At 59.7% G+C, this 21,927-nt stretch carries 25 protein-coding genes; 11 read left to right on the forward strand and 14 right to left on the reverse strand.

Going from position 1 to position 21,927, the window contains the following annotated elements; genetic code table 11:
• Positions 1 to 40: 40 nt before the first annotated feature.
• The 9 genes from J3P88_RS16285 to J3P88_RS16325 all read right to left on the reverse strand — a co-directional run bounded on the left by J3P88_RS16285 (position 41) and on the right by J3P88_RS16325 (position 8,850).
• Positions 41 to 1,420 (reverse strand): UDP-glucose dehydrogenase family protein, encoded by a 1,380-nt coding sequence (locus J3P88_RS16285; RefSeq protein ID WP_434570216.1) that lies wholly within the window; start codon positions 1,418 to 1,420, stop codon positions 41 to 43.
• A 93-nt stretch (positions 1,421 to 1,513) separates the two neighbouring features.
• Positions 1,514 to 2,269, reverse strand: a complete 756-nt coding sequence (locus J3P88_RS16290) for a metal-dependent hydrolase (RefSeq protein WP_434570218.1) — start codon at positions 2,267 to 2,269, stop codon at positions 1,514 to 1,516.
• 3 nt (positions 2,270 to 2,272) lie between these two features.
• Positions 2,273 to 3,241: a fatty acid desaturase family protein gene (locus tag J3P88_RS16295; RefSeq protein WP_434570220.1), complete on the reverse strand. Its 969-nt coding sequence runs from the start codon at positions 3,239 to 3,241 to the stop codon at positions 2,273 to 2,275.
• A complete protein-coding gene (locus J3P88_RS16300; protein WP_434570222.1) occupies positions 3,234 to 4,511 on the reverse strand; it encodes an MFS transporter in 1,278 nt (425 codons plus the stop codon). The genes J3P88_RS16295 and J3P88_RS16300 overlap by 8 nt, the downstream gene beginning before the upstream one ends.
• Positions 4,508 to 5,095 carry a hypothetical protein gene (locus tag J3P88_RS16305; protein WP_225917576.1) on the reverse strand — a complete coding sequence of 196 codons (588 nt, stop codon included), beginning with the start codon at positions 5,093 to 5,095 and terminating at the stop codon, positions 4,508 to 4,510. Before J3P88_RS16305 ends, J3P88_RS16300 begins: the two co-directional genes overlap by 4 nt.
• 297 nt (positions 5,096 to 5,392) lie before the next feature.
• Positions 5,393 to 6,313 (reverse strand): LysR family transcriptional regulator, encoded by a 921-nt coding sequence (locus J3P88_RS16310; protein ID WP_434570224.1) that lies wholly within the window; start codon positions 6,311 to 6,313, stop codon positions 5,393 to 5,395.
• A gap of 136 nt (positions 6,314 to 6,449) precedes the next feature.
• Entirely contained in the window at positions 6,450 to 6,989 is a 540-nt protein-coding gene (locus J3P88_RS16315; RefSeq protein ID WP_434570226.1) for a hypothetical protein, read from the reverse strand.
• A 30-nt stretch (positions 6,990 to 7,019) separates the two neighbouring features.
• On the reverse strand, positions 7,020 to 7,811 hold the full coding sequence (locus J3P88_RS16320) for a putative hydro-lyase (RefSeq protein WP_434570227.1): 792 nt from the start codon (positions 7,809 to 7,811) through the stop codon (positions 7,020 to 7,022).
• A gap of 91 nt (positions 7,812 to 7,902) precedes the next feature.
• Positions 7,903 to 8,850, reverse strand: a complete 948-nt coding sequence (locus J3P88_RS16325; RefSeq protein ID WP_434570229.1) for a LysR family transcriptional regulator — start codon at positions 8,848 to 8,850, stop codon at positions 7,903 to 7,905.
• Positions 8,851 to 9,090: 240 nt separating this feature from the next.
• On the opposite strand from J3P88_RS16325, the gene J3P88_RS16330 reads away from it, so the two are divergent.
• Together J3P88_RS16330 and J3P88_RS16335 are read left to right on the forward strand one after the other, a co-directional pair.
• Complete coding sequence (locus J3P88_RS16330; RefSeq protein WP_434570231.1) at positions 9,091 to 10,332, forward strand: OprD family porin; 1,242 nt, start codon at positions 9,091 to 9,093, stop codon at positions 10,330 to 10,332.
• A 248-nt stretch (positions 10,333 to 10,580) separates the two neighbouring features.
• A complete protein-coding gene (locus tag J3P88_RS16335; RefSeq protein ID WP_186728344.1) occupies positions 10,581 to 11,153 on the forward strand; it encodes a histidine phosphatase family protein in 573 nt (190 codons plus the stop codon).
• Here J3P88_RS16335 and J3P88_RS16340 read toward each other — a convergent pair.
• The 3 genes from J3P88_RS16340 to J3P88_RS16350 form a co-directional block, all read right to left on the reverse strand.
• Positions 11,142 to 11,822, reverse strand: coding sequence for a class I SAM-dependent methyltransferase (locus tag J3P88_RS16340; protein ID WP_434570234.1), 681 nt, complete (start codon positions 11,820 to 11,822; stop codon positions 11,142 to 11,144). The genes J3P88_RS16335 and J3P88_RS16340 overlap by 12 nt on opposite strands.
• 56 nt (positions 11,823 to 11,878) lie before the next feature.
• Positions 11,879 to 12,508, reverse strand: a complete 630-nt coding sequence (locus J3P88_RS16345; protein WP_434570236.1) for a LysE family translocator — start codon at positions 12,506 to 12,508, stop codon at positions 11,879 to 11,881.
• 135 nt (positions 12,509 to 12,643) lie between these two features.
• A complete protein-coding gene (locus J3P88_RS16350; RefSeq protein ID WP_434570237.1) occupies positions 12,644 to 13,261 on the reverse strand; it encodes a TetR/AcrR family transcriptional regulator in 618 nt (205 codons plus the stop codon).
• 110 nt (positions 13,262 to 13,371) lie between these two features.
• On the opposite strand from J3P88_RS16350, the gene J3P88_RS16355 reads away from it, so the two are divergent.
• Positions 13,372 to 14,370, forward strand: coding sequence for an NAD(P)-dependent oxidoreductase (locus J3P88_RS16355; RefSeq protein ID WP_434570239.1), 999 nt, complete (start codon positions 13,372 to 13,374; stop codon positions 14,368 to 14,370).
• Between the two features lie 49 nt (positions 14,371 to 14,419).
• Here J3P88_RS16355 and J3P88_RS16360 read toward each other — a convergent pair whose 3' ends face one another.
• Complete coding sequence (locus J3P88_RS16360) at positions 14,420 to 15,178, reverse strand: SDR family oxidoreductase (protein WP_434570241.1); 759 nt, start codon at positions 15,176 to 15,178, stop codon at positions 14,420 to 14,422.
• Between the two features lie 121 nt (positions 15,179 to 15,299).
• On the opposite strand from J3P88_RS16360, the gene J3P88_RS16365 reads away from it, so the two are divergent.
• The 6 genes from J3P88_RS16365 to J3P88_RS16390 all read left to right on the forward strand — a co-directional run bounded on the left by J3P88_RS16365 (position 15,300) and on the right by J3P88_RS16390 (position 19,584).
• Positions 15,300 to 15,878 carry a TetR/AcrR family transcriptional regulator gene (locus J3P88_RS16365; RefSeq protein WP_186705757.1) on the forward strand — a complete coding sequence of 193 codons (579 nt, stop codon included), beginning with the start codon at positions 15,300 to 15,302 and terminating at the stop codon, positions 15,876 to 15,878.
• An 80-nt stretch (positions 15,879 to 15,958) separates the two neighbouring features.
• Entirely contained in the window at positions 15,959 to 16,864 is a 906-nt protein-coding gene (gene gcvA / locus J3P88_RS16370; protein WP_434570243.1) for a transcriptional regulator GcvA, read from the forward strand.
• 68 nt (positions 16,865 to 16,932) lie between these two features.
• Entirely contained in the window at positions 16,933 to 17,760 is an 828-nt protein-coding gene (locus J3P88_RS16375) for an EamA family transporter (protein WP_434570245.1), read from the forward strand.
• Between the two features lie 33 nt (positions 17,761 to 17,793).
• Entirely contained in the window at positions 17,794 to 18,555 is a 762-nt protein-coding gene (locus tag J3P88_RS16380) for an SDR family oxidoreductase (protein WP_434570247.1), read from the forward strand.
• A gap of 122 nt (positions 18,556 to 18,677) precedes the next feature.
• Positions 18,678 to 19,166 carry an AAA family ATPase gene (locus J3P88_RS16385; RefSeq protein ID WP_434570249.1) on the forward strand — a complete coding sequence of 163 codons (489 nt, stop codon included), beginning with the start codon at positions 18,678 to 18,680 and terminating at the stop codon, positions 19,164 to 19,166.
• On the forward strand, positions 19,159 to 19,584 hold the full coding sequence (locus J3P88_RS16390; RefSeq protein ID WP_186705607.1) for a MarR family winged helix-turn-helix transcriptional regulator: 426 nt from the start codon (positions 19,159 to 19,161) through the stop codon (positions 19,582 to 19,584). Before J3P88_RS16385 ends, J3P88_RS16390 begins: the two co-directional genes overlap by 8 nt.
• Here J3P88_RS16390 and J3P88_RS16395 read toward each other — a convergent pair.
• Positions 19,581 to 20,696 carry an NAD(P)/FAD-dependent oxidoreductase gene (locus J3P88_RS16395; protein ID WP_434576496.1) on the reverse strand — a complete coding sequence of 372 codons (1,116 nt, stop codon included), beginning with the start codon at positions 20,694 to 20,696 and terminating at the stop codon, positions 19,581 to 19,583. The two genes, J3P88_RS16390 and J3P88_RS16395, sit on opposite strands and share 4 nt — an antisense overlap.
• A gap of 256 nt (positions 20,697 to 20,952) precedes the next feature.
• Between J3P88_RS16395 and J3P88_RS16400 the strand changes: the two genes are divergently transcribed.
• Together J3P88_RS16400 and J3P88_RS16405 are read left to right on the forward strand one after the other, a co-directional pair.
• A complete protein-coding gene (locus J3P88_RS16400; protein ID WP_434570251.1) occupies positions 20,953 to 21,198 on the forward strand; it encodes a hypothetical protein in 246 nt (81 codons plus the stop codon).
• Between the two features lie 95 nt (positions 21,199 to 21,293).
• Entirely contained in the window at positions 21,294 to 21,878 is a 585-nt protein-coding gene (locus tag J3P88_RS16405; RefSeq protein ID WP_434570253.1) for a hypothetical protein, read from the forward strand.
• Positions 21,879 to 21,927: the final 49 nt, after the last annotated feature.

The following is a 21,927-nucleotide window of genomic DNA, read 5'->3' on the forward strand; positions in this document are numbered from 1 at the left end:
ATGCTGTTTGAGTGCATTAATTTTGAGGTAACGATCTCGCTCAAGCACTTCTGGAGGCTGGGAACCAGGTCTGCTGGGCAATGGGCAGGCCGCGCGATTGCCCGCGGCCCATCGGGAAATAGGTGAAGCCCTTGTCGGCCATGCGCTCCGGGTCAAACAGGTTGCGACCGTCAAAAATCACCGGGGCCTTGAGCCGCTGCCGGAGCAGGTCGAAGTCCGGCGCCTTGAAGGGCTGCCATTCGGTGCAGATGACCAGCGCGTCGGCGCCCGGCAACACCGATTCCGGCGTGCCCATCAACATGAGTCGGGTCTCGTCGGGGTAGAGCAGTTGCGTCTGCTGCATCGCCTCCGGGTCATACGCACGGACGCTGGCCCCGGCGGCCCAGAGCGATTCCAGCAGGGTGCGGCTCGGTGCGTCACGCATGTCGTCGGTGTTGGGCTTGAAGGCCAGGCCCCACAGCGCGAACGTCTTGCCGCGCAGGTCGCCCTGGTAGAATGCGTTGATCCGTTCGAACAATTTGTGTTTCTGCCGCCCGTTGATGGCTTCCACCGCTTGCAGCAAGTCGCTGGAACAATGGGCCTGCTCGGCGGTGTGGATCAAGGCGCGCATGTCCTTGGGAAAGCACGAGCCGCCGTAGCCGCATCCCGGGTAGATGAAGTGGTAGCCGATGCGCGAGTCGGCGCCGATGCCCAGGCGCACGGACTCGATGTCGGCCCCCAGGTGTTCGGCCAGTTCGGCGATCTGGTTGATGAAGCTGATCTTGGTCGCGAGCATGCCGTTGGCGGCGTATTTGGTGAGTTCGGCGCTGCGCAGGTCCATGAACAGGATCCGGTCGTGGTTGCGGTTGAACGGTGCGTACAGATCACGCATGGTTTCGCGCACTTCATCGCGCTCGCAGCCGATCACGATGCGGTCCGGACGACGGCAATCGGCGACCGCCGAGCCTTCCTTGAGAAATTCCGGGTTGGAGACGATATCGAACTGCAGCAAGCGACTGGCCTTGAGCAGGCATTTGTCGATGTGCGCCCGCAGGACGTCGCCGGTGCCCACCGGCACGGTGGATTTCTCCACCACAATGAGCGGTTGCTCGCGGTAGCGGGCGACGGCCTCGCCAACGACCAGGACCTGGCTCAGATCTGCGCTGCCATCGTCCCGGGAGGGCGTGCCCACCGCAATAAACAGTACCTGGCCGTGTTGCACGGCAAGTTGTTCGTCACAGGTGAAGTGCAAGCGCCCGGCCTCCAGCCCTTCACGCACCAGCGCGGCCAGGCCGGGCTCGAAAATACTCACCTGGCCTTGCCGCAGGCTGTCGACCTTGCGCTCGTCGATGTCCATGCACACCACGTCATGGCCCACTTCGGCCAACACGGCGGCTTGCACCAACCCTACGTAACCACTTCCGAATACACTGATCTTCATGGCGGATTCCCTGGATCATTCCGAGTGGGCGACCTGCACAACCCGCGTTCGCCGCAGTGCGCTGGGCTCAGAATAAGTCGGGGATATTGCAGTTCACTGACAGTCCGCCGCCGCAGGTGCTTTCAGCGGTAGAAAGTAGGCGGCCCATCCGGCGGCCAGCAATGCCAGGTTTGCACCATCGCGTAGCAGCAGCCGGCCCGTCGCCTGTCGCAGTCGTTTGGCGCTGACACGGCCCCGGGCGATGTCCAGGCGAGCAAAACCAAACAGATGACGCAGGACATCGAACGCCATGAGCGCCGACGCTGCCAGAAAATAAAGAATGCGCTGCCAATAGGGGACACCCAGCGCCTGCAGCAGGTCGGTGGTGACGTGCTGATGGGCGACTTCCTCGGCGCAATGCCAGCGCCACAGGCGTGTTTGTGGCGAGACGCGGGTCGACAGCAGCCCACCGTCGCGCAAGGCGATCCGGGACGTGACCGCTGTCACGTGTTCAAACGCAGCGGCCAAGGACAACTGCGCATTGAGTGACAATTTGCTGCGCAAGGCATCGAGATCCTTTTCGATTCCGTGTTCGTATTTTCGGACCTCAAACCCCTGCTTTTCCAATTGCTGGTTGTACAACCGGTGCGCTCGCTGGTGGGCGCGTTCCTCGGTCACGAAGCGGCGCGATTGTTCAGCCAGCGTCGAGGTTGGTGGCAAGCGCAAGGCGGATGACTCAACCACCGATATCACGAACTGTTCGCCGGCGGGCAGCAGCACCGAGAACGCGTCAAACAGGTAGGTCTTGATCGGTGTGTCGTTCCAGAAGGGTTCAGGACGATCGGTGGCCTGCTGTCGGATGGAGTCCATCGGTCAGTTCCTCATGCGTGAGCTTACAGCGGTATAGGCAGCGACTTCGCGTATCAGCCCCGTGCAATAGCCTCGGGTGACGTGCGCTCGCTCGACGTACGCCGGGTCTTCCATGAGCGCCGCGTGCACCTGTGCCAGGCGAAAACCGGGTACGGCGGGATACCGATGGTGCTCGGCATGAAAGCCCACGCCATGAGGCGCAATCAATAGGCGCTCCCACCAAGGAGCAATGACGGTTCGAGAAACACCGTGGCCGGGTTGGGGCAATGCAAAGTGCTCGGCCACATCGCGCCAATACAACAGCACCATCAGTACCGTGAACATAGGAACCAGCCAGTACACCAGGGCCGCCAGCCATAAGTGGAACCCGGTGAGGAGCGCGGCCACCACGATTGCAAAGATCCATTGTCGGCATTGAGTAGAAGGGGGACATTGCGAGGCCATTTTCGATGTCACCAGGGCCGTTTTGAATTCGTGCAGGCTGTACAGGCCGCCGCAATGCTTGATCAGCAGGATGACCACATCGAAACTGGACTTGGGGAAGGTGAACCGATCCTGTCCTATGCACGATACCCAGTTGGGATCACGCTCGGTGGCCGTATGAAGGTGGTGGGCGGCGTGGTCTCGCCGGAAGCCGAACAAGGTGATGGTAAAAGGAAGCGCCGTCAGGAGATCCCCCAGCGTGTCGTTGAGTACCGGGCGGGTCCGGCTGAATTGGCGGTGTGAAAACTCGTGCATGAGAATGAGCAACGCATGTTGCCGGGTGCCGATGAGCACGACGGCCGGCACCGTGGCGAAAATCGACTCCGCCTGGATAGCCAGGCCAGCCGCCCCCACAATGAGCACCCATTCGAAAACCGTGCAGGCAAGCAGGCGCAACGGGGCGGGGCGTCCCCACTCCAGCAACCGGGCGCGTTCAACGCTAGGCTCGGGCCGCGAGGCTTGGACAGGTTCATGGGTTTGGTTAAACATCCGAGAGCCTCCTCAGGCCTGACCCGAAATAGGAGAAAAACACGACCGCCAGGAGTAGGGCGCCAGTGACCAGGAACAGGATCTCGATGGACACCCATTGCAAGACCCAACCCGATATCGCCGCCGAGACGGGTGCCAACCCAAAAAACACCAGCATGAACAGGCTCATGCCGCGCCCAAGCAAATGTGCTGGCAAGGCCCGCTGTAGCCAGGTGAACGCCATGACCTGCACGAAGCCGCCAAAGACGCCAATGGCAAACAGCAAGGCCACCCCTTGCCAAAGGGCATGGATCCACCCCAGTGGCATTACCAGCAAGGCGATGGCGGCGTCGACAGCGAGTAGCGTGACACCCAGGTTGACGATTCGCAGTTTTGGGCTGGCGGTAAACATCAGCATGCCGAGCAGCGTGCCGGCCCCTTGGGCGCCGAACAGCCACCCCAATGCGGTGGCCTCAGGCGTGAAGCGTGCGTGAGCCAGCAATGGCAAGGCGACCTGCACCGGCCCGCTCATGAGCAGTGTCATGGCTGCCATGTAGCTCAGGTACGTGCGCAGAGGGCGATTGTGAAAGAAATAACGCAAGCCATCCGTGGTGCTATGGCGGCTTGTTTCGGCACCAGGAATCAGACGGATAGGCAAGGTTCGCAACCCGAATGCGGACAGCGCGAAGGTCAGCGCATCGAGGGCAAACGCGATGACATAACCGTCCAGGGCAGCGTTGGCCGCCGGTCTCGTGCCAAGGGGTAGAAAGGCATGGGCGATGAGCCCGCCGGCGGCGACCGGTCCGATGGCGATGGTCAACTGCCTGAGGGCCAGGAAAATGCCGTTGGCCCGTTCCAGGTCGCGCGGGTCGACAATACCAGGCACCAGCGCACTGCCCGCCGGCAGCGTGAGCGCGCTGAACAGCCCCAACAGTGCCGCCGCCCCATAGATGATCGGTAACGTGGCATGGCCGGTGTAGAGCGCCCAGGCCAGGCCGACCAGGGTCAGCGCACTGCCGTAGCAGCCAGACATCCAGATCGAACGGGCACCAAACCGGTCGACCAGCGAGCCGCCCGTCAACAGGAACAGGGCCCGCGGCAGAGCCAGCGCGGCGAATGCCCAGCCAAGCGTCATGGGCTCTGGCGATATCGCCATGATGAGCAAGGGAAAGGCGACCAGGGTGAATTGATCGCCCACCATCGATGCCACGGCGCACGCCAGCAAACGGCGGAAATTGCGATCGTGAGCCAGTGGTCGCGCCTGGCCCTCCAGCGCAAGGGAGGTATTCACAAGCACACGAAGAACAATTTTTTCATGCGCTGCAACCAGCTCAGCGGGAGCCTTTTCCAGATGAAAGAAAGCCCCGACAGCGGCACCTTGCCCTGGATCAGCACGCCGACGTCCAATGAGGGCTCATGGGGAAAGTAGTTGTCCCGGATCGCGACAATTCGCCGAAATCCCTTTTTAAAGTAATAGCGCAGTTGGGGATCCAGTGGCAGCCCCTGGCGCTGGCTTTGCACGTAGCGGGTGACCGGGGTATCGGGATTCTTCGACAGCCAGTCCCGCAGGCCCGGAACGGGGGAGCCAAGGTAGACGTCCGACCAGCCCTGTTTCAGGGCGTAGGGCCAGAAAAACTCGAAAACGGCGTTCGCGGCCTTGGGGTCGACACTGCTCAGGCTGATGCCAAACAGCGCGCCAGTCCTGGCGGATTCATCGCCGTGCTGTTTCCTGGCGCAGTCGGCCCAGGTCGAGCATTGGCGAATGTGATCGTGCCGGGTCGGCTTCATGAACAACGACGCCCGCGCCGTGCCGCTGCGTGCGCAAAACGCACCGACACTCAGGGCCGGGAATGCGGCGATCCGCGATGCAAGCATGGCGGCATCGGCTCGTTGATCGTCCGTCCATTTCTTTTGTTCGAGCTCCAGCAAGGAAGGGATGTCTGCGCATGACAGGAACCGAACGCAGACCTCCTCCTCACGGGGCATCTCGCCGCGCCGCGCGTCATGTCGGCGTGGCGGGTGATTCGGGGTTTTAATCGGTGCCTTGGGCGTTCTGTTTTTCAGGAATGCTTGCATCAGTTGGAGGGCTCACCGATTGAAGTGGACGGGGATCAATCGGTGCCCACGGTATGTCAGCGGTGTGAAAATCTGATGACGGAATGAATGCTCGGCTTAATTCATGTCGAGCCGATAGCCGGCCGGCAGTTGCGCGACGAACTCGCCAACCACTTCCCGGGTCAGGCTGACGATGTCTTCCACTCGCTCCATGCCGGCACCGGTTCGCCAACTGGCGACGATGTCCATGACCGAGGGCAGCGGCACGCCATCCACCAACGTCAAGGTGCCTTGGGCCAGTTCACCGACCACCAGCGCCGCGGGCATGGCGCCAATGCCGAAGCCGTCGCGAACCAGGCGGGTGATGGCCGATGCCGAGTTCACGCAGTTGATGCGTGGCGAGACGATGTTGGCCGAGTGCAGCAGGTTGAGGATGTCCTGGTGGGGCCGTGAGTTGCGCGAGAAGGTTACGATGCGTTCCTGGGACAAATCTTCCAGCGACCCATAGGCGCGGTCATAGGCGGAGCCGGTGCGTACCACCCAGTGCATCGGATAACGGGTCAGCAATGCGTTGCGCACGCTGTCCAGGCGCAGGATGTCGGTCTGGAAAATGATGTCCTGGTAGCCCTTTTCCAGTTGTGAGCAAAGGTTGCTCGCGGTGTCGGCCGACAGTTCGATTTCCAGGGCCGGGTAGCATTCCATCAGGCGAGTGACCAAGGGGCTGAGCCAGGTGTGGATCACCGTATCCATCGCACCGATGCGGATCCGGCCACGCACCTGGCGCGGATCCTTGATCGCGGCTTTCATGCTTTGCATGGTGTCCATGATGCGCTCGGCGTATTCCAGCACGCGCTGGCCTTCGGAGGTCAGCGACACCCCTTTGGAATCGCGCACGAACAGCCGCACACCCATTTCGTCCTCCAGGGCGGCGATCCGGCTTGAGATGGACGCCTGGGTGGTGAACAGCTTCTCCGCGGTGAGGCGAAAGCTCTTCAGGCGGGCCACCCAGACGAAGGTTTCGAGAAACTTGATGTTCACTTGGGGCGGTTCCTTGGCGCAGTCATGGAAAGCATGGAAACTGTGGCGAGAGGATTATCACCCACCCTCTGTGGGAGCAAGGCTTGCTCCCACAGAGAAATCCCCTCCCACAGTCGCTAGGCAGGTTTCATATTCTTCACTGCTCGGCATTAGCCATATACAAGACCACTTCTTGCAACTCATGCAGATCCGGCACGTTATCGACAGCCGCTTCCGGCAGGCACCACGGATAGTCCAGCCTCGATGCCCAGGCCATGATCTTCGGCAGATCGGTCGCCGGCAGGGTCTTCATGTGTTCAATGGTGATGGTCAATCCCTCGGCCAGTCGCGACTGCGGATCGAACTGCCAGTCATACAGGCCGCAACCGACCCGCGCCTCGCCGCTGCTCTTGTCCGACATCGCCACCAGCCATTTGCACTGGAACGCTTCGGTGTCTACTGGCGGCGGGGCGGCCAGGCAGAACGTGTAGACGTTTTCGAAGGTCTGGCCGAAGCGACTGACCAGCACATCGCCAATGGCGGTACGGCCTTCAACGTGGCCAGGAAACGTGATGGCGCCGGTGCGCACGACCATGTCCAGAATAGCAGTCGGCGTAAAGGTCTGGTCCAGCAGGTGCGGGCGGTTGCCGTCCTTGGCATTGATGTACTGTTGAATCGATTGCCGAGCCGTGTTCATCGTGTATCCCTTCAGATTGTCATTCGTGGCTTACAAATCACTGTTCCACAAGTCCGTCACCAGCATGCAGCCCGGGGCGTGGGTGATGCACAACGGTGGGCGCGAGGCCTGGACCACCGATTGAGGCGTCACGCCGCAGGCCCAGAAGACCGGGATTTCGTCGGCTTCCACAGGCACGGCGTCGCCGTAATCCGGCGTGTCCAGGGATTGAATGCCGATCAGTGACGGATCGCCGATATGCACTGGAGCACCGTGGACGTTGGGCATGCGTCCGGTGATCTGGATCGCCTGGATGGCCGCGGCGGCCTTCATCGGCCGCATGGTCACCACCATCTTGCCAGACAGTCGGGCGGTGGGGCGCGTGTCGATGTTGGTCTGGAACATCGACACATTGCGCCCCAGTTCAATGTGCCGCAAACGGATGCCGGCCTCCAGCAACGGTTGCTCGAAGGAGAATGAGCAACCGAGGGCGAAGGCCACCAGGTCGTCCTGCCACAAGTGTTCGATGTCCAGGGGCGATTCGTTCAACTCGCCGTTGCGGTAGACCCGGTATTGAGGCACTTCATGACGGATATCGATGGCGGCACCCAGGTTGCGAAAGAACGGGTCCCCTGGCTCGGTCACGTCCAGCACCGGGCAGGCCTGGCGGTTGAGGGTGCAGTAGCGCAGGAATTCATTGGCCCAGTCGCCGGGCAGAATCACGATATTGGCTTGCACGCGACCTTGGCCCAGGCCGCTGGTATGGCCTTGGTATTGGCCGGCGGCGATGCTTTGGCGCAGGGCAACGGGTGAGCATTGTTGTAATTGTTCGAAGGACGTCATCACGGGTTCTCCAAGTGGTCGTTCGCTACTTTGGGAACAGCGTGGCGATGACGTCCAACAAGGAATATTGGTACCCCGCGACAACTAAAAGTTATTCGAGAAGCGCTTGGCTGTTCAGCCCGGGGGCCGCCACCATGCGCAATGGCCCGACATCGACGGCGTACTGGCTGACCACCTGGCGGCTCATCTGGACGATATTTTCAATCAACTCCAGGCCGACGCCAGCGCGCCAGGACGCCACGACGTCCAGTTGGGGCAGGGCGGTGCCGGGGTCGAGTTGGATCAATTCGCCACTGGCCAGGGGCTTGGCCACCAGCGCGGCCGGCAAGGCGCCGATGCCGAAGCCGTCGCGAATCAGCCGGGTCATGGCCGAGACCGAATTGACGCAACTGACTCGCGGCGCACTCACCCCGTGGGCGTACAGCAGGTTGAGCACGTCCTGGTGCGGACGCGAATGCTTGACGAAGGTGATGATGCGCTCGCCGGCCATCTCCACCAGCGACGCATAGGGCCGGGCATAGATCGATTGGCTCGCGGCGATCCAGTGCATGGGGTAGTGGCCCAGTTCCAGGTTGCGCACGCTTTCGTGGCGGACCAGATCGGTCTGGAACACGATGTCCAGGTAGCCTTTCTGCAGTTGCTCACAGAGGTTGCGCGCGGCATCGGCGGTGATCTCGATTTCCACGGCGGGGAACGCCTGCATCAGCATCGACATCAGCGGGCTGAGCCAGGTGTGGATCACCGTATCCATCACCCCGATGCGCACCAGGCCTTGCTGCGGGCTGCTGGTGTCCAGTGACTGCTTCAACGCACGCTGGACGTCGAGCATCTGCTCGGCGTAATCGAGCACCTTGAGGCCTTCGGGCGTCAGCGAGACCCCACGGGAATCCCGCACGAACAGGCGCAGGCCCAACTCCTCTTCCAACGAGGCGATCCGGCTCGAGATCGCCGCCTGGGTGCTGAACATCTTCTCGGCGGTGAGGCTGAAGCTTTGCAGCCGGGCAACCCAGACGAAGGTTTCGAGGAATTTGAGGTTCATGGAGGCTCTCTGGGTGCGTGTGGTTCTTATGATTGCAATTGTTACTCCAGATCGGGCCATCGGGCGCATCAAATTTTCTTATGGCCGATCCGGCTTTTTTCCCGTTTGACGCTGCGCCGATTCGACACAAAGAATCCGCTCCACGACGCAAGCCCACTGCGCCGGCATCCCCATGACAACAATAACGAGGCGTGCGCAGAGCCCCTGGAGGTTTGCTCGCGCCCATAAAAGGAGCGCGCCATGCAACACGCCACATTCCCTCGATGGACCTGGACCTCGGCGGGCACCTTGCTCGGCCTGAGCCTGATCGGCGTGCCGAACGCCCAGGCCGATTTCATCGCCGACAGCAAAGGCAGCCTGGAGGCTCGCAACTTCTACTTCAACCGCGACTTCCGCCACGAGGGAGCACGGGACAAGGCCGAGGAATGGGCCCAGGGTTTCCTGCTGCGAATGGAATCGGGATACACCGCCGGAACCGTGGGTTTCGGCCTCGATGCCTTGGGCATGGCCGGCTTCAAACTGGATTCCGGCGGCGGCACGGCAGGCACCAATCTGTTGCCGGCGGATCTGTCGGGCGGTTCCCAGGACCGTTATGGCGAACTGGGCCTGACCGCCAAGGTGCGCCTGTCCAAGAGCACCTTGAAGCTGGGCACGTTGCAGATCAAGGACCCGGCGGTGAGTTCCAACGACACGCGCCTGTTGCCAGGCACGTTCAAGGGCGGCTTGCTGAGCGTGCAGGAAATCGATCGTTTGAAGCTGACCGCCGGGCAACTCACCCAGATCAACTTTGTCGACTCCACCGACTACCAGGACATGACCGCCAACCGCATTGGCGGCAGCAGCGACAGGTTTCAGTTCGCCGGGGCGGACTATCAGTTCCTGCCGAACCTCACGGCGCAATACCGCTATAGCCAGTTGGAAGACATTTACCAGCAAAATTATCTCGGGTTCGTCCACACCCTGGACCTGGGCGCAGGGCAGTCATTCAAGAGTGACGTGCGTTATTCGCGCAGTACCGAAGACGGCAGTTTCCGCGAACTCGACAACCAGGCTTTCGGCGCCTTGTTCACCTACAGCCTGGCGGGTCATGCGTTGGGCCTGGGTTATCAGCGCATGAGCGGTGACGATCCGTTCCCCTACATCGGTCGCAGTGATCCGTACCTGGTCAACTTCGTGCAGATCGGCGATTTCGCCAACATCGACGAGCGTTCCTGGCAAGCGCGTTATGACTACAACTTCGCCGCCATTGGCGTACCCGGGTTGACCTTCATGACCCGCTACATCACTGGCGACAACGTCCAGCGCAGCGCCCCGGGCGAAGGCAAGGAGTGGGAGCGCAACACCGATATTGCCTATGTGGTGCAAGACGGCAGGTTGAAAGGGTTGGGCTTGAAATGGCGCAACGCGACGGTGCGCTCGAATTTTGGCAATAACCTGGATGAGAATCGGTTGATCGTTAGCTACACCGTGGCACTTTGGTAAGACCTCAACCTGTGGCGAGGGAGCTTGCTCCCGCTCGGCGGCGCAGCCGTCGTAACAACCCGCCAACCGTATTTTCCTGATGCATTGGGTTGAATGGGTTTGGGGCTGCTGCGCAGCCCAGCGGGAGCAAGCTCCCTCGCCACAGATGTAGCCCCTGAATAAGCTGCATGGCACTCGCTGAATGGCGTCTTTGCCTGTATACAGGTGCGCTTCGAAAGGGATTTGCCGGGAAACAAGGAGCTGTTGCCGTGATTTACCTGATACGCCATGCCACGCCGTTGATCGATTACAAACCCTGCAATGCCCGTTCGGCCAAGCTTCGGCTGGATGAATACAACCAGACATCATCCATCGATGAGGCTGAAATTGCAGCCTTCCTGAGCCAGCCAAACGTATCTCAAATGCTCCTCGCGAGCGAAGCCAACATCATGTCCTCGCCCGTTAACAGGGCCTACGCGACGGCCTGCCGGTTGTTCGACGTGGCGCGTATCCAACAGGATGCTCGTTTACGTGAGTTTGACCTGCGGTTAAGCAGCATTCCCGTCCTGAAGATGGGCTTGAGGCATTGGTTCGCGTTGCACAGGATCCTTTGGTTGTTGGGGATTTCACTGGGGGCCGCCAGCCGAAAAGCCGAACACCAGCGGGCGCTCGGTGTGGCCGCTGAGCTTTACAGAGTCGGCGGCGAAGCTGGGAAGACCACAATCATCGTCTCCCACGGCATGTTTCTCAGAGCCGTCAGGAAAGCCCTGCAAAAGCGCGGCATGCAGGCGCACAGGGTTTATCGCTCGGGCTGTTTTACCGTCGAGTCGCTAACGCCATGAGGGGGATTGCTCGGCCACCAGCAATAACGACTGCGGCACCGGGCTTTGCGGGTGCTGTGGCTCCTGCAGGCTTACCAGTCGGAAACCCGCCATCTCCAAGGCGTTGAGCCAACTGGACAAAGTGCGCAAGTACCATGGCATGGGCTGCCATTGGCCTTTGAACCCATCGAAGGTTTCTTCGCGCCAGCCGTCCTGATAATTGCCCGCCGCCACGGTCCAGGGATGCAGCGTCTGGAGCACCAGCGCGCCGCCTGGGCTGAGCAAGGCGTTCATCGCGGCGAGCAACGGGATGATGTCCTGGTGCAACAGGGCGAAGTTGGCGCAGATCAGGTCGTAGCCGCTGCCGACGTCCACCGTCGTCTCCACCAGTGCTTCATAACTTGCCAGATGCACCGGCGAGGAACCTGACGCACGGGCCGCTTCGACCAGCGTCGCGTCGCCATCCACACCCGCCGCTTCGATGCCCCGTTCAGCCAGCGCCCGCAACAACCAACCTTCGCCGCAGCCCAGATCCAGCACGCGTTCGGGCCGGCGGCTCTGCACTGCCAGCAGCATGGCCTGGTCGGTGACTGTCCGACGGCTTTCGATAGCACCGCTGCGGATGGCTTCGATCCAGGCCTGGGCATTATGGTGCCAACTTCGGAGGAGTTTGGTTTCGGGTGACGACATTAATCCGGCTTCGCAGTGGATGAGGTAAGCATAGGACAGCCCTGAGGCGTCGCGGGTCAAAGTGGTCGATCAAGAAACAACAGGCGTGCCGCCAGCGCTGCCATGACACCGGCAAAACCATACGTGCCCAGGCGTCTTGAAAACCCACCGTTGCCCAGTTTCGCCTTGAGCTGTGCGGCGCAAACACCCAGCAGGGTATGGAAGACGAGGGCAATCAGTGCCAGCAACGCTCCCAGGAAGATCAATTGCAGGCTCACGCCGCCAGCCTTGACGTCAACGAACTGAGGCAGGAACACCATGAAGAACAGCAGCGCCTTGGGATTCAAAAGGCTGTTGAGGGCGCCTCGGCAGAAGATTTTCCACAGCGAAGCTGCCTGCAGTTGGCTGTCCTGAGTCGCGGTCGGCGTTCTCACTGCTTGCCAGGCCAGCCAGAGCAGATAACCGGCCCCGGCCAGACGCAGCACGTCGAACGCCGGCGCCCAGCTCATCACCAGCGCGCCAATGCCAGCGCTGACCATCATCGTCATCAGCAGGTCCGAAAAGGAAATGCCGAGGGCCGCAGCGACGCCGGCACGCCAACCGTGGGCCAACGCATGGCTGGTGACAAAGGCCATGTTGGGCCCCGGAACGATCAGCAGAAGCACGACAGCAACCACGAACAGGTAGAGATTGGCGGTGTCCGGCATGGGGATCACTCCGAGGGATGAGCCTCGACAGTAAGCGAAGGACGAGGAGGGCGTCAGTTACAGTCCGGGCCTATCTGATAACAACAGTCGTCCGCACATGTAAGCATCCCGGGGCCGTTACCGCAGCGCCTAAAGCTACGCCACCGTCGGCTTTACGACGCTGCGAATCAGGGAAGCGAATGTGCCAATGACCTTGTCCTCGTCGTGCCGCCCCCGCACCAACGCGCCGGACAGGGCTTCTCCCGCGCCGATGAGGCCAATGCAGCATCGCTCAAGTTCGTCAGCCGACCACGTTGTGTGAGGCTCGAGCACGGCCATGAACATCTGCACACAGTTGTCCAGGAGCTCTTGGAGCACCGCCGCCTTTTCTTCGCTGCCTGCCAGGGCTGCGCCCACTGCATGGAATTCGTCGGTGTTATCGGCCGCGCAATGAATGTAGGCGCTGGCCAGGACGAGGGCCGTTTCCTCCAGGCTCCGCGCAGTTTTGGACATGGCGTCACGAAAAGCGGTGACCCGCTCGGTATCGATCCACTTGTAGAGTTCGATCAACAGACCCGAGCGAGTGCCGAAATGATCGTAGACAACCGGTTTGGACACGCCAGCGCGAGCAGCCAAATGCCCCAAGGTCAACCGATCGGCATCTTCTTCACGCACGATCAATAGCGCGGTATCCAGCAATTGCCGCCGCCGTTCGGCTTTCGCAAGCCGGCGGGGTGGGGCGCCGAGAGGGCAATGCTCAGTGTTTTTCTGCACGTTTTCGTTCCTGGCCGATAAAAACCTACCAATGGTAGGTTTAAGTGCGTGATGGTGTGTTAGCTTACCTACTGAAAGTAGGTTTTAACCAGAGACAAGGAGAAAACACCATGTCACTTGATCCTATCTTGCTAATGGGCGGTTCCGGCGCTATTGGCCATCACACCGCCCGGGCGCTACGAGCCGCCCATCCCGAGGTGCCCCTGCTGATCGGTGGCCGCGACCTTGCCAAGGCTCAGCAGGCCGCAGAGCAAATGGGCGGGGCGCAGGGCGTGGTGATTGACGCCGACGCCGACGACCTGGGGCTCGGCGATCGTCCAATCAGCGCCGTGGTGGTCTTTTACATGGACCACGCCCTTGCCGGATTACGTTTTGCGCAAAAGCGCGGTGTGCCGCACCTCAGCATCTCCTCTGGCGTTTTCGAGATCGCGCCGGAAATCGCAACGTACATGCACACGCCTGATGCTTCGCCGATTGTCCTCGGTTACGAATGGATGGCCGGCGCGACGACCGTGTCGACGCTGAGCATTGCCCGAGCCTTCGGCCGAGTCCAGGACATCCGTGTCAACGCCCTGGTCGATGAGCAGGATACTGGCGGTCCGACCGTCGCCACCGACTTTGAACATTTGAACAAGATGCTGCCCGCCGCGCTGACACGGCGCGACGGTGTGTTCGTCTGGCGCGAAGAAGAGGATTCCAAGGCAGGATTCCACGCGGTGGATGGTACGAAGATCGAGGCCACCGGCTTCTCGTCCATTGATGTCGTTGGCCTGGCGGCTGCGACGGGCGCGCCGAATGTCCAGTTCAACCTGGCCACCGCAGTAAGCTCAACCCGCCGCCAGGGCAGGCCGATGTCCACCGAGATCATCATCGAACTCGTTGGCGAAGACAGCCAGGGCGAGCCGCTGCAGACACGTCATGCGCTCATCCATCCGGCAGGCGCGGCCCCCTTGACTGGCCTCAGCGTCGCGATGACTCTTGAACGTTTGATCGGGTTGGACGGCCAGCCACCGACTCCGCCGGGGCTGTACTTTCCTTATCAATTGCTGGATGCCACTGCGTATCTGGAGCGTCTGAAGCAGGAGGGTGGCGAGTTGCGCAAGCTATAGGGGCCTCGCTGCAGGCTCTTTCAGGACTGCAGCGATGGCATGGTCAATATCACTCTGTCGGTGGTTTGTAGCCCGCAAGCATGTTCAATATCTCATCGTGCGAGCCGCTCGCCTCAGCAAACCGCAAGGGTTTTGCGCGCTCGACGATAAGCTCTTGTGGGGTTGGAGATATCTCGAACAGCTCGAAGATTTCATTCAAGAACTCATCCAAAGGCATGGCGTGTTCGTCATTTTCCTGCCCAAGCAACGTGGTGCGCACACCTGGCGGTGCAAGCTCGATCACCTCGACGGGCGAGGCTTCCAGTTGCACGCGAAGACTTTGAGTGAACGAATGAACGGCCGCTTTGGTTGCGCTGTAGGTCGGTGTCGCAGGCAGCGGGACGAATGCCAAAGCCGAACTGACGTTGATGATTGTCGCACTGGGCTGCTTGATCAGTTGGGGGATGAATGCGTACACCATGCGAATCGTGCCGAGCAGGTTCGTTGTCACGATATTTTCGGCGATGCTCAGGTCTTGCGCAGCGGTCAGATCCTCCCAGTGCATGATGCCGGCGTTGTTGATGAGAACGTTCAGATTCGGGTGACTGATCGCCAGCGTTTCGCAAGTGCGCTGGATGGATTGCGGATCAGAGACGTCCAGTAATACCGATTCAATACCTGGATGTTCTGACACGATCTTGTCGAGCAGAGCCTTGCGACGTCCCGCGATGATGACGGTATTCCCCGCCTCGTGCAGCCTGAGCGCCAACCCAAGGCCTATGCCTGAGGTGCTGCCGGTAACCAGGATCGTGTTGCCCGTGCTGTTCATAGTAAACTCCGGTAAGGGCATGCAAGCGGACAACTGTCCACTTGTCGAAAAAACTACCGGACAACTGTCCGCTTTGCAATACAACGAAGGAAAAACTTTGCCCAAGAATGATGAATTGGCGATGCGTTCTGACGCCAAGAAAAATCGAGAACGAATTCTGAAGGTCGCTGTGGCAGAGCTGACACTCGATCCTGCGGTCCCGCTGAGCGCGCTTGCGAAGAAAGCCGGCGTGGGGCAGGGCACGTTCTATCGCCATTTCGCCAATCGGGAGGAGCTGGTATTCGAGGTTTATCAATTCGAAATGCAGCAAGTGGCCTCGTTGGCGCAAGAGCTGCTCGCGACAAAACCCCCAAAGCAAGCCCTCCGGGAATGGATGGACTGCCTCGCAGAATATGCAATGACCAAGGCTGGGCTTGCGACCGCGATACGACAAGCCGCCTCCACTTACGAGTTCCCAGGGAAGTCGGGATACGCACCCGTCCAGGCCGCGGCCGAGTCGCTTTTGAGGGCCAATGAAAAGGCCGGAACGATTCGTAGCGGGGTTACCCACGATGACTTTTTCCTAGCCACTGCCGGAATTTGGCAAATCGATTCCCAGAGCGATTGGCGCTCGCGCCTCGCCAGATTGATGGACCTGGTCATGGATGGTCTCTGCGCTGGCAGTCCCGAAAGCCGGAAGGATCAACCGTCCGACACCTGACTCGGTGGCCGGCGAACAGCTGGCTATAATGAGCGATGCAAAGGCGCTAGCATGAAGGTTTACTCATAGAGGGGACCTTCATGCGAAACCTCCCGCCTTCTTCGAGCCTGCGAGCCTTTGAAGCCGCCACGCGGCACGCCACCTTTACCGCGGCAGCAGAGGAACTGCATGTCACACAAAGCGCAGTGAGCCACCAACTCAAGCATCTGGAGCAGCTCTGGGGATTGCAGTTGTTTCATCGCGGTAACGCGCTGCACCTGACTTCGGCCGGTGCAGCACTCGCGCCCATCGTGCGGGAGTTCTTCATGAAGCTCGAGGCCACCCTGGCCGATTTGCGCGAGCAAAACGGGCGGCAGCGGTTGAGCGTCAGCACGACCTATTCCTTCGCCTTGAAGTGGTTGCTGCCCAGGCTTGCGGATCTGGCGCAAGCCCATCCGGAAATCCTGCTGACCCTGGACAGTACCGACAACCCCATTAACTTCTCGACGGCAGACCCAGACGTTGCTATCCGCCTGGGCAACGGTCATTTCCCTTCGCTGTTCTCCGAGTTTCTGTTCCGCGAGCAGATTTTTCCTGTCGCCAGCCCAGTGTTGCTCGCACGTTTTGGCACACCTCAAACGGCAGCCGAATTGCTGCGCTATCCGCTGCTGACGCGCGATGGCGCAGCGCTGGTGCCGAAATGGGAGCAGTGGTTTGCCCAGGTGGGTGTCGAGGTCACGACCTTGAAGGAAAGCATTCGCTACGCCGACACCAACATGACCATCGAGGCGGCGCTGTTGGGGCAGGGCATCGCCCTGGCACGCAGCGGGCATGTCGAAGCCGAGCTCAATGACGGCCGCCTCGAAAGGCTTTTCAACCTGCCGTTCGCATCGCCCTTGGCGTATTACTTTGTCTGTCCCAAAGGGATCGAGACCCAACCGCACATTGCCAGCTTTCGTCGTTGGCTGGTGACCCAGGCAGTTGGCGCTCAGCAGGCTTATGCATGAGCTTTTCATCATGCGCGGATGAAGAGACTTTGCTTCTATAGCGCTACTTTAGCGGTCTAGGATGATGCATGCCCTTACACATCATCTGCCTCGTCTTGTTCGCCGCGCTGCTGCACGCCAGCTGGAATGCCATGCTGCGCGGGGGCACCGACCGTTTGTGGTCCATGACCATCATGTGCATGGCGATCGCCGTGGCGAGCGCCATCGTGGCGACGCTACTGGCGCCGCCCGCCCGTGCAAGTTGGTTTTACGCCGGCCTTTCCACGGTATTGCACGTGGGCTACAACCTGTTCCTGGTGCGCAGTTACAAGTCCGGGGATCTCGGCCAAACCTATCCCATCGCCCGCGGTGTCTCTCCGATCCTGATTGTCCTGGCCGCTTCGCTGTTCGCCGGTGAGCGGGTGGCGCCGAGTGGACTGCTGGGGATTACGTTGGTGTCGACTGGAATCCTATCGCTGGCCTTTACCAGGCGTCGGCGGACGTTGCCCAACTTGCCCTACGCACTGGGAACCGGTTTTTTCATCGCCGCCTACAGCGTTGTCGATGGCATTGGTGTTCGCCTCTCCGAGGCGCCGATGGCCTACACCGCCTGGATGTGCCTGTTGTGGGGCGTGATGATGCCCATGGTTTATATCGGGCTGCGAGACACTCAAAGCCTCTTTGCCCTGCGCCCAGGGTTCGCTGTGGCCGTCGCTGGCGGGCTGGTTTCGTTATTGGCCTACGGGGTTGTGATCTACGCCATGGCTCATGCACCGATGGGCGCGGTGTCTGCGTTGCGAGAAACCAGCGTCATGTTCGCCGCGTTGATCGGGTACGTCTTTCTTGGCGAGGCATTGACCTTGCGCAAGCTGCTGGCCTGTGCCGTCATTGCCCTCGGTACGCTGGTCATCGGCTGACGTTGTTTTTTCATCCAGTCGTGAGGATTGACCATGAATGAACGTTCGCAAAAACCCGTGATCCTGATCACCGGAGGCGGGCGCGGGATCGGGGCGGCGACGGCCATACTGGCTGCTGAGCAAGGTTACGACGTCGCGCTGACCTATATCGCCGATGAAGCGTCGGCGTTGGCGGTGGCCGCGAAGGTCGAGGCCAAGGGCGCCCGTGCCTTGGCAGTACGTGCCGATAACGCCGATCCAGCACAGGTCGCCGAACTGTTCGCCACCCTTGATTTGCACTTCGGGCGAATCGATGTGCTGGTCAACAACGCCTCGATACTCGCCCAGCAGTCTCGCTTGGAGGATCTTGGCTTCGAGCGCATGCAGCGAATATTCGCGGTGAACACCTTGGGCCCGATGCTTTGCGCGCAGCAGGCTACCCGGCGCATGGCCTATCGTTATGGCGGGCGTGGCGGTGCCGTCGTCAATGTCTCCTCGGCGTCAGCCCGTCTCGGTAGCCCGAATGAATATGTGGACTACGCAGCCTCCAAGGGCGCGGTCGAAACGTTCACGACCGGTTATGCCAAGGAAGTGGCCCGGGAAGGTATTCGGGTCAATTGCGTTCGACCCGGGCATATCTATACCGAAATGCATGCGAGCGGGGGAGAGCCGGGCAGAGTCGATCGGGTGAAGGATACGATTCCCATGGGGCGCGGTGGCCAGCCGGAGGAGGTCGCGCGGGCCATTCTCTGGTTGGCGGGGGAGCAGGCTTCGTTTGTGACGGGAACCTTCCTGGATGTGACTGGAGGAAAGTAGGCTGAGGGGATATCGGCTGCCTCATTTCATGTTCGGGTAACTTCGGCCGTTCGTCGACCACAGGTTACGTCAGTCTTATTTCTCGATACTGTAGCGTTCAAGTATCTAGAAAGTAGAAAATCATGCAATCAGTCCATATGGTTTTTGGCCCTTTGGGGGCAGGGAAGTCGACGTTCGCCAGGCAGCTGAATGCCGAAGTGACCGGCGTACGCTTCTCCATCGATGAGTGGATGAACGAGCTTTATGGCCCGGACTTGCCGAAGCCCATGAACCTGGCGTGGATCATGGCCCGTGTACAACGCTGTGAAGCCCATATATGGAAGACGGCTCTACAAGTTCTGGGAGCAGGGCGCGACGTCGTGCTTGATCAAGGCTTCATGACTGAAGCTGATCGCACACGCATTCGTTTGTTGGCCGGACAAGCTGGCTATCAGGTGTCCAGCTATTTCATCGATGCTACACCCCAACTGCGGCGTGAGCGGGTCATGCAAAGGAATAGTGAAAAAGGCGAGACCTACGCTTTCGAGGTAACGGGGCCCATGTTTGATTTCATGGATTCCCGATTTGAAAGTCCTTCTCCACAAGAATTGGAGCAATGCTGCAATGTCTGACAACGAATCTACCGCACCTGCCGCGAACGGCTCGATACTCGACCGCTGTGTTCGTTTCTCACGCGCCTACACCTCAGCCGCACGGCGAGTGGATGCCAAGCTCTCTGCCGTGCACGGCCTGAGCTTCAGCGATTTCATGATCCTGTACCACTTGAAACATGCACACAATGCTCGGCTGCGGCGAGCGGACCTGGCTGATCACATGGGGCTGACGGCATCGGCGGTCACCAAATCCCTGCTGCCGCTTGAAAAAATAGGCTTGGTGTCTCGCCAAAGTGACCCACGGGATGCGCGTGTAGGCTACGCCTGCCTCACGTCAGCAGGCGATCAGGTTTTTGCCGATGCGAAGGTTTCGGCGGAGTTCGCTTGCCGAGAGGTTTATGAGGCAATGGTGGGGGAGTGGAGCAAGCCTGGTTAAGCGTGACGCCGTTCAATCAGCTCACGTACGTGCTTGGCAATGGCCAGGCATGACGTCAGTCCGGGAGACTCTATGCCAAACAAATTGATCAGCCCCGGGACGTCATGCTCGCGCTGGCTGCTGATCATAAAATCGCGGGCTGGCTCGCCAGGCGCCGAGATCTTCGGGCGAATCCCGCTATAGCCCGGTTGCAGGCTACCGTCCGGCAAGTCGGGCCAGTAGCTGCGAATGGCCGCATAGAAACTGTCTGCGCGAGCCGGATTGACTTGGTAGTCCTCGGTTTCGACCCATTCGGTATCTGGACCAAAGCGTGCTTGTCCGCCCAAGTCGAGGGTCATGTGCACCCCGAGACCATCGGCTTCCGGCGCCGGGTAAATCAGATGGGTGAAGGGCGCGCGTCTGGACACGTTGAAGTAACTGCCCTTGCACAAATAGTCACGGGGCACCGCGTCAGACGGCAATCCGTCTATTCGCCGTGCCAATGCCGGCGCATGAAGGCCCGCGGCATTGATTAGCCGGCGGCATGCAAGCTCCATGGGAGCTTCCCCACCCACATGAAGGAGAAAACCGTCCGCGGTCACCTTTGCACCGAGGAACGGGGCATGGAACGCGATGCTGGTGCCGGCTGCCTCGGCGTCCCCTTGCAACGCCAACATCAGCGCATGGGAGTCGACGATGCCGGTCGAAGGTGAATACAACGCAGCGATGCATTCAAGCGCAGGCTCCAGCGCCATGGCTTGATTACGATCAAGCAGACATAGATCATCCACACCGTTTTCATGCCCTCGCTTGAGCAAGAACCGAAGCTGATCTACCTGCGCGTCAGTGTTGGCGACGATCAGCTTTCCAATTCTGCGCGTACTGACACCGTGGCTATCGCAATACTCGTAAAGTGCCTGTCTGCCCTCGACGCACAGCCGGGCTTTCAAGCTTCCGGGCGGGTAATAAATCCCCGCGTGGATGACCTCCGAATTACGCGAGCTTATGCCAATACCGATTGCCGCCCCACTTTCAATCACCAGGACTTCGTGACCTGCCAAGGCCATTTCCCGCGCGATGGCAAGCCCGACGACACCCGCACCCACGACTACGCAATCGATATCGACACTCACCGTCACGGCTCCTTTCAAATTGTTAGATGTCATCGAGAAGGTACCTTCAAGGCCGGGAGTCCGCCACCCGCTGTGACCTGTATCGCGGTTTGTCAGCGGCTTGCTCGCGACCATCAGTTCGATGAGTGTGAGCACAACTGGCATTGGCTTGACTTTGCTATTGAGAAGGGTAACGCTCATACTAGGTAGCGATGTGCCATCTATTACAAGCGCCACCTCTGTGTTGGCTAACGATAATTTAGAATAGGATATTCAGATGAAAGACTTTTTCGAAGCCAGTAGTAAACCCCTTGCTCTTGTGAGCGCAATAGTCGCAGTCATCGCGGCGTTGGTTTGGCATCTTTCTGCCAATGCGCAGGAGGCCCTGAATCTAGCTACTAATACAAACTCCGAGGCTTTCAAGACGGCCCTGAGCATGTCTTTGAAATTAAACTCGCAAGCGGCGATTCTCTCTGCTGTGTCTGCAGCGTTAGCCGCACTCTCGGTGTTAGCAAGTAAATAATTCGCTGCTACTGCCGGACCGTCTGCCTTTTTTTCGCATAATCTTGCCCTTGGCTGGGCTACCGAACAGATCAATTTCACTGTAGGAGAACTTACATGGATCCATTCTCATCATTGCTCTGGGACATCTTTAAGAATGTCCTCGGCAATCGAGTTGACGCTCTTATTTTCGGCAAGCAGGAAAATGAACCGCAGCCAGGCGCGTTGGGGCAGACAACTGAGCGCAAGGAGATCGTTGAGGCCCCTCTGGTCAAACCGCGTAGATTCAAAACGTTTGACGCCGTCTATGATCTTGAAAAGCTCTTGGCTTACGTCGACAACCCAATCGTCTATCTGTTGGTCGAAGACAGTCCAAGCTCTGCCTACAACCTTCCAAGTTACGTACTCGAATCCGGAAATACAGGAGAGTGGTTCGTCTTTACTCGGGGACGTCTTGCACTCCAAGGTAGCGGGGGCGGTCATAAAAATACCAAAGGTGTTTTCGAAGTCCTGTTGCAGAAAAAAACTAAAATTGGGGCTTGGGTAGTTGAAAAGAAACTACTTGACCAGCTCGATAATGGCCAAGCTTTATGGCCTGAAGTGAAACAGCTTTCGGTTCCGTTGTTAGCAGTCCTATCGGAAGAGTATTCATGGTCTGAAATCCAACGCCAGTTTGAAGCCCTCAGTGCAAATAAAACTTGATAGGGCTGGCACATTGATTTTCTGAGGTGGCGAAGGGTGGAGAGGCGCC

The organism is Pseudomonas sp. Z3-6, assembly GCF_051131985.1.
In the GTDB taxonomy this organism is placed as follows: Bacteria; Pseudomonadota; Gammaproteobacteria; order Pseudomonadales; family Pseudomonadaceae; genus Aquipseudomonas; species Aquipseudomonas zanjanensis.

Coding starts and splice junctions, on each gene's coding strand:
- J3P88_RS16285 (WP_434570216.1), bottom strand. CDS start 1,420: ATGAAGATCAGTGTATTCGGAAGTGGTTACGTAGGGTTGGTGCAAGCC.
- J3P88_RS16375 (WP_434570245.1), top strand. CDS start 16,933: ATGCCCTTACACATCATCTGCCTCGTCTTGTTCGCCGCGCTGCTGCAC.
- J3P88_RS16345 (WP_434570236.1), bottom strand. CDS start 12,508: ATGCCGGACACCGCCAATCTCTACCTGTTCGTGGTTGCTGTCGTGCTT.
- J3P88_RS16380 (WP_434570247.1), top strand. CDS start 17,794: ATGAATGAACGTTCGCAAAAACCCGTGATCCTGATCACCGGAGGCGGG.
- J3P88_RS16325 (WP_434570229.1), bottom strand. CDS start 8,850: ATGAACCTCAAATTCCTCGAAACCTTCGTCTGGGTTGCCCGGCTGCAA.
- J3P88_RS16405 (WP_434570253.1), top strand. CDS start 21,294: ATGGATCCATTCTCATCATTGCTCTGGGACATCTTTAAGAATGTCCTC.
- J3P88_RS16400 (WP_434570251.1), top strand. CDS start 20,953: ATGAAAGACTTTTTCGAAGCCAGTAGTAAACCCCTTGCTCTTGTGAGC.
- J3P88_RS16390 (WP_186705607.1), top strand. CDS start 19,159: ATGTCTGACAACGAATCTACCGCACCTGCCGCGAACGGCTCGATACTC.
- J3P88_RS16360 (WP_434570241.1), bottom strand. CDS start 15,178: ATGAACAGCACGGGCAACACGATCCTGGTTACCGGCAGCACCTCAGGC.
- J3P88_RS16315 (WP_434570226.1), bottom strand. CDS start 6,989: ATGAACACGGCTCGGCAATCGATTCAACAGTACATCAATGCCAAGGAC.
- J3P88_RS16305 (WP_225917576.1), bottom strand. CDS start 5,095: ATGCTTGCATCGCGGATCGCCGCATTCCCGGCCCTGAGTGTCGGTGCG.
- J3P88_RS16290 (WP_434570218.1), bottom strand. CDS start 2,269: ATGGACTCCATCCGACAGCAGGCCACCGATCGTCCTGAACCCTTCTGG.
- J3P88_RS16295 (WP_434570220.1), bottom strand. CDS start 3,241: ATGTTTAACCAAACCCATGAACCTGTCCAAGCCTCGCGGCCCGAGCCT.
- J3P88_RS16320 (WP_434570227.1), bottom strand. CDS start 7,811: ATGACGTCCTTCGAACAATTACAACAATGCTCACCCGTTGCCCTGCGC.
- J3P88_RS16365 (WP_186705757.1), top strand. CDS start 15,300: ATGCGTTCTGACGCCAAGAAAAATCGAGAACGAATTCTGAAGGTCGCT.
- J3P88_RS16340 (WP_434570234.1), bottom strand. CDS start 11,822: ATGTCGTCACCCGAAACCAAACTCCTCCGAAGTTGGCACCATAATGCC.
- J3P88_RS16355 (WP_434570239.1), top strand. CDS start 13,372: ATGTCACTTGATCCTATCTTGCTAATGGGCGGTTCCGGCGCTATTGGC.
- gcvA (WP_434570243.1), top strand. CDS start 15,959: ATGCGAAACCTCCCGCCTTCTTCGAGCCTGCGAGCCTTTGAAGCCGCC.
- J3P88_RS16330 (WP_434570231.1), top strand. CDS start 9,091: ATGCAACACGCCACATTCCCTCGATGGACCTGGACCTCGGCGGGCACC.
- J3P88_RS16385 (WP_434570249.1), top strand. CDS start 18,678: ATGCAATCAGTCCATATGGTTTTTGGCCCTTTGGGGGCAGGGAAGTCG.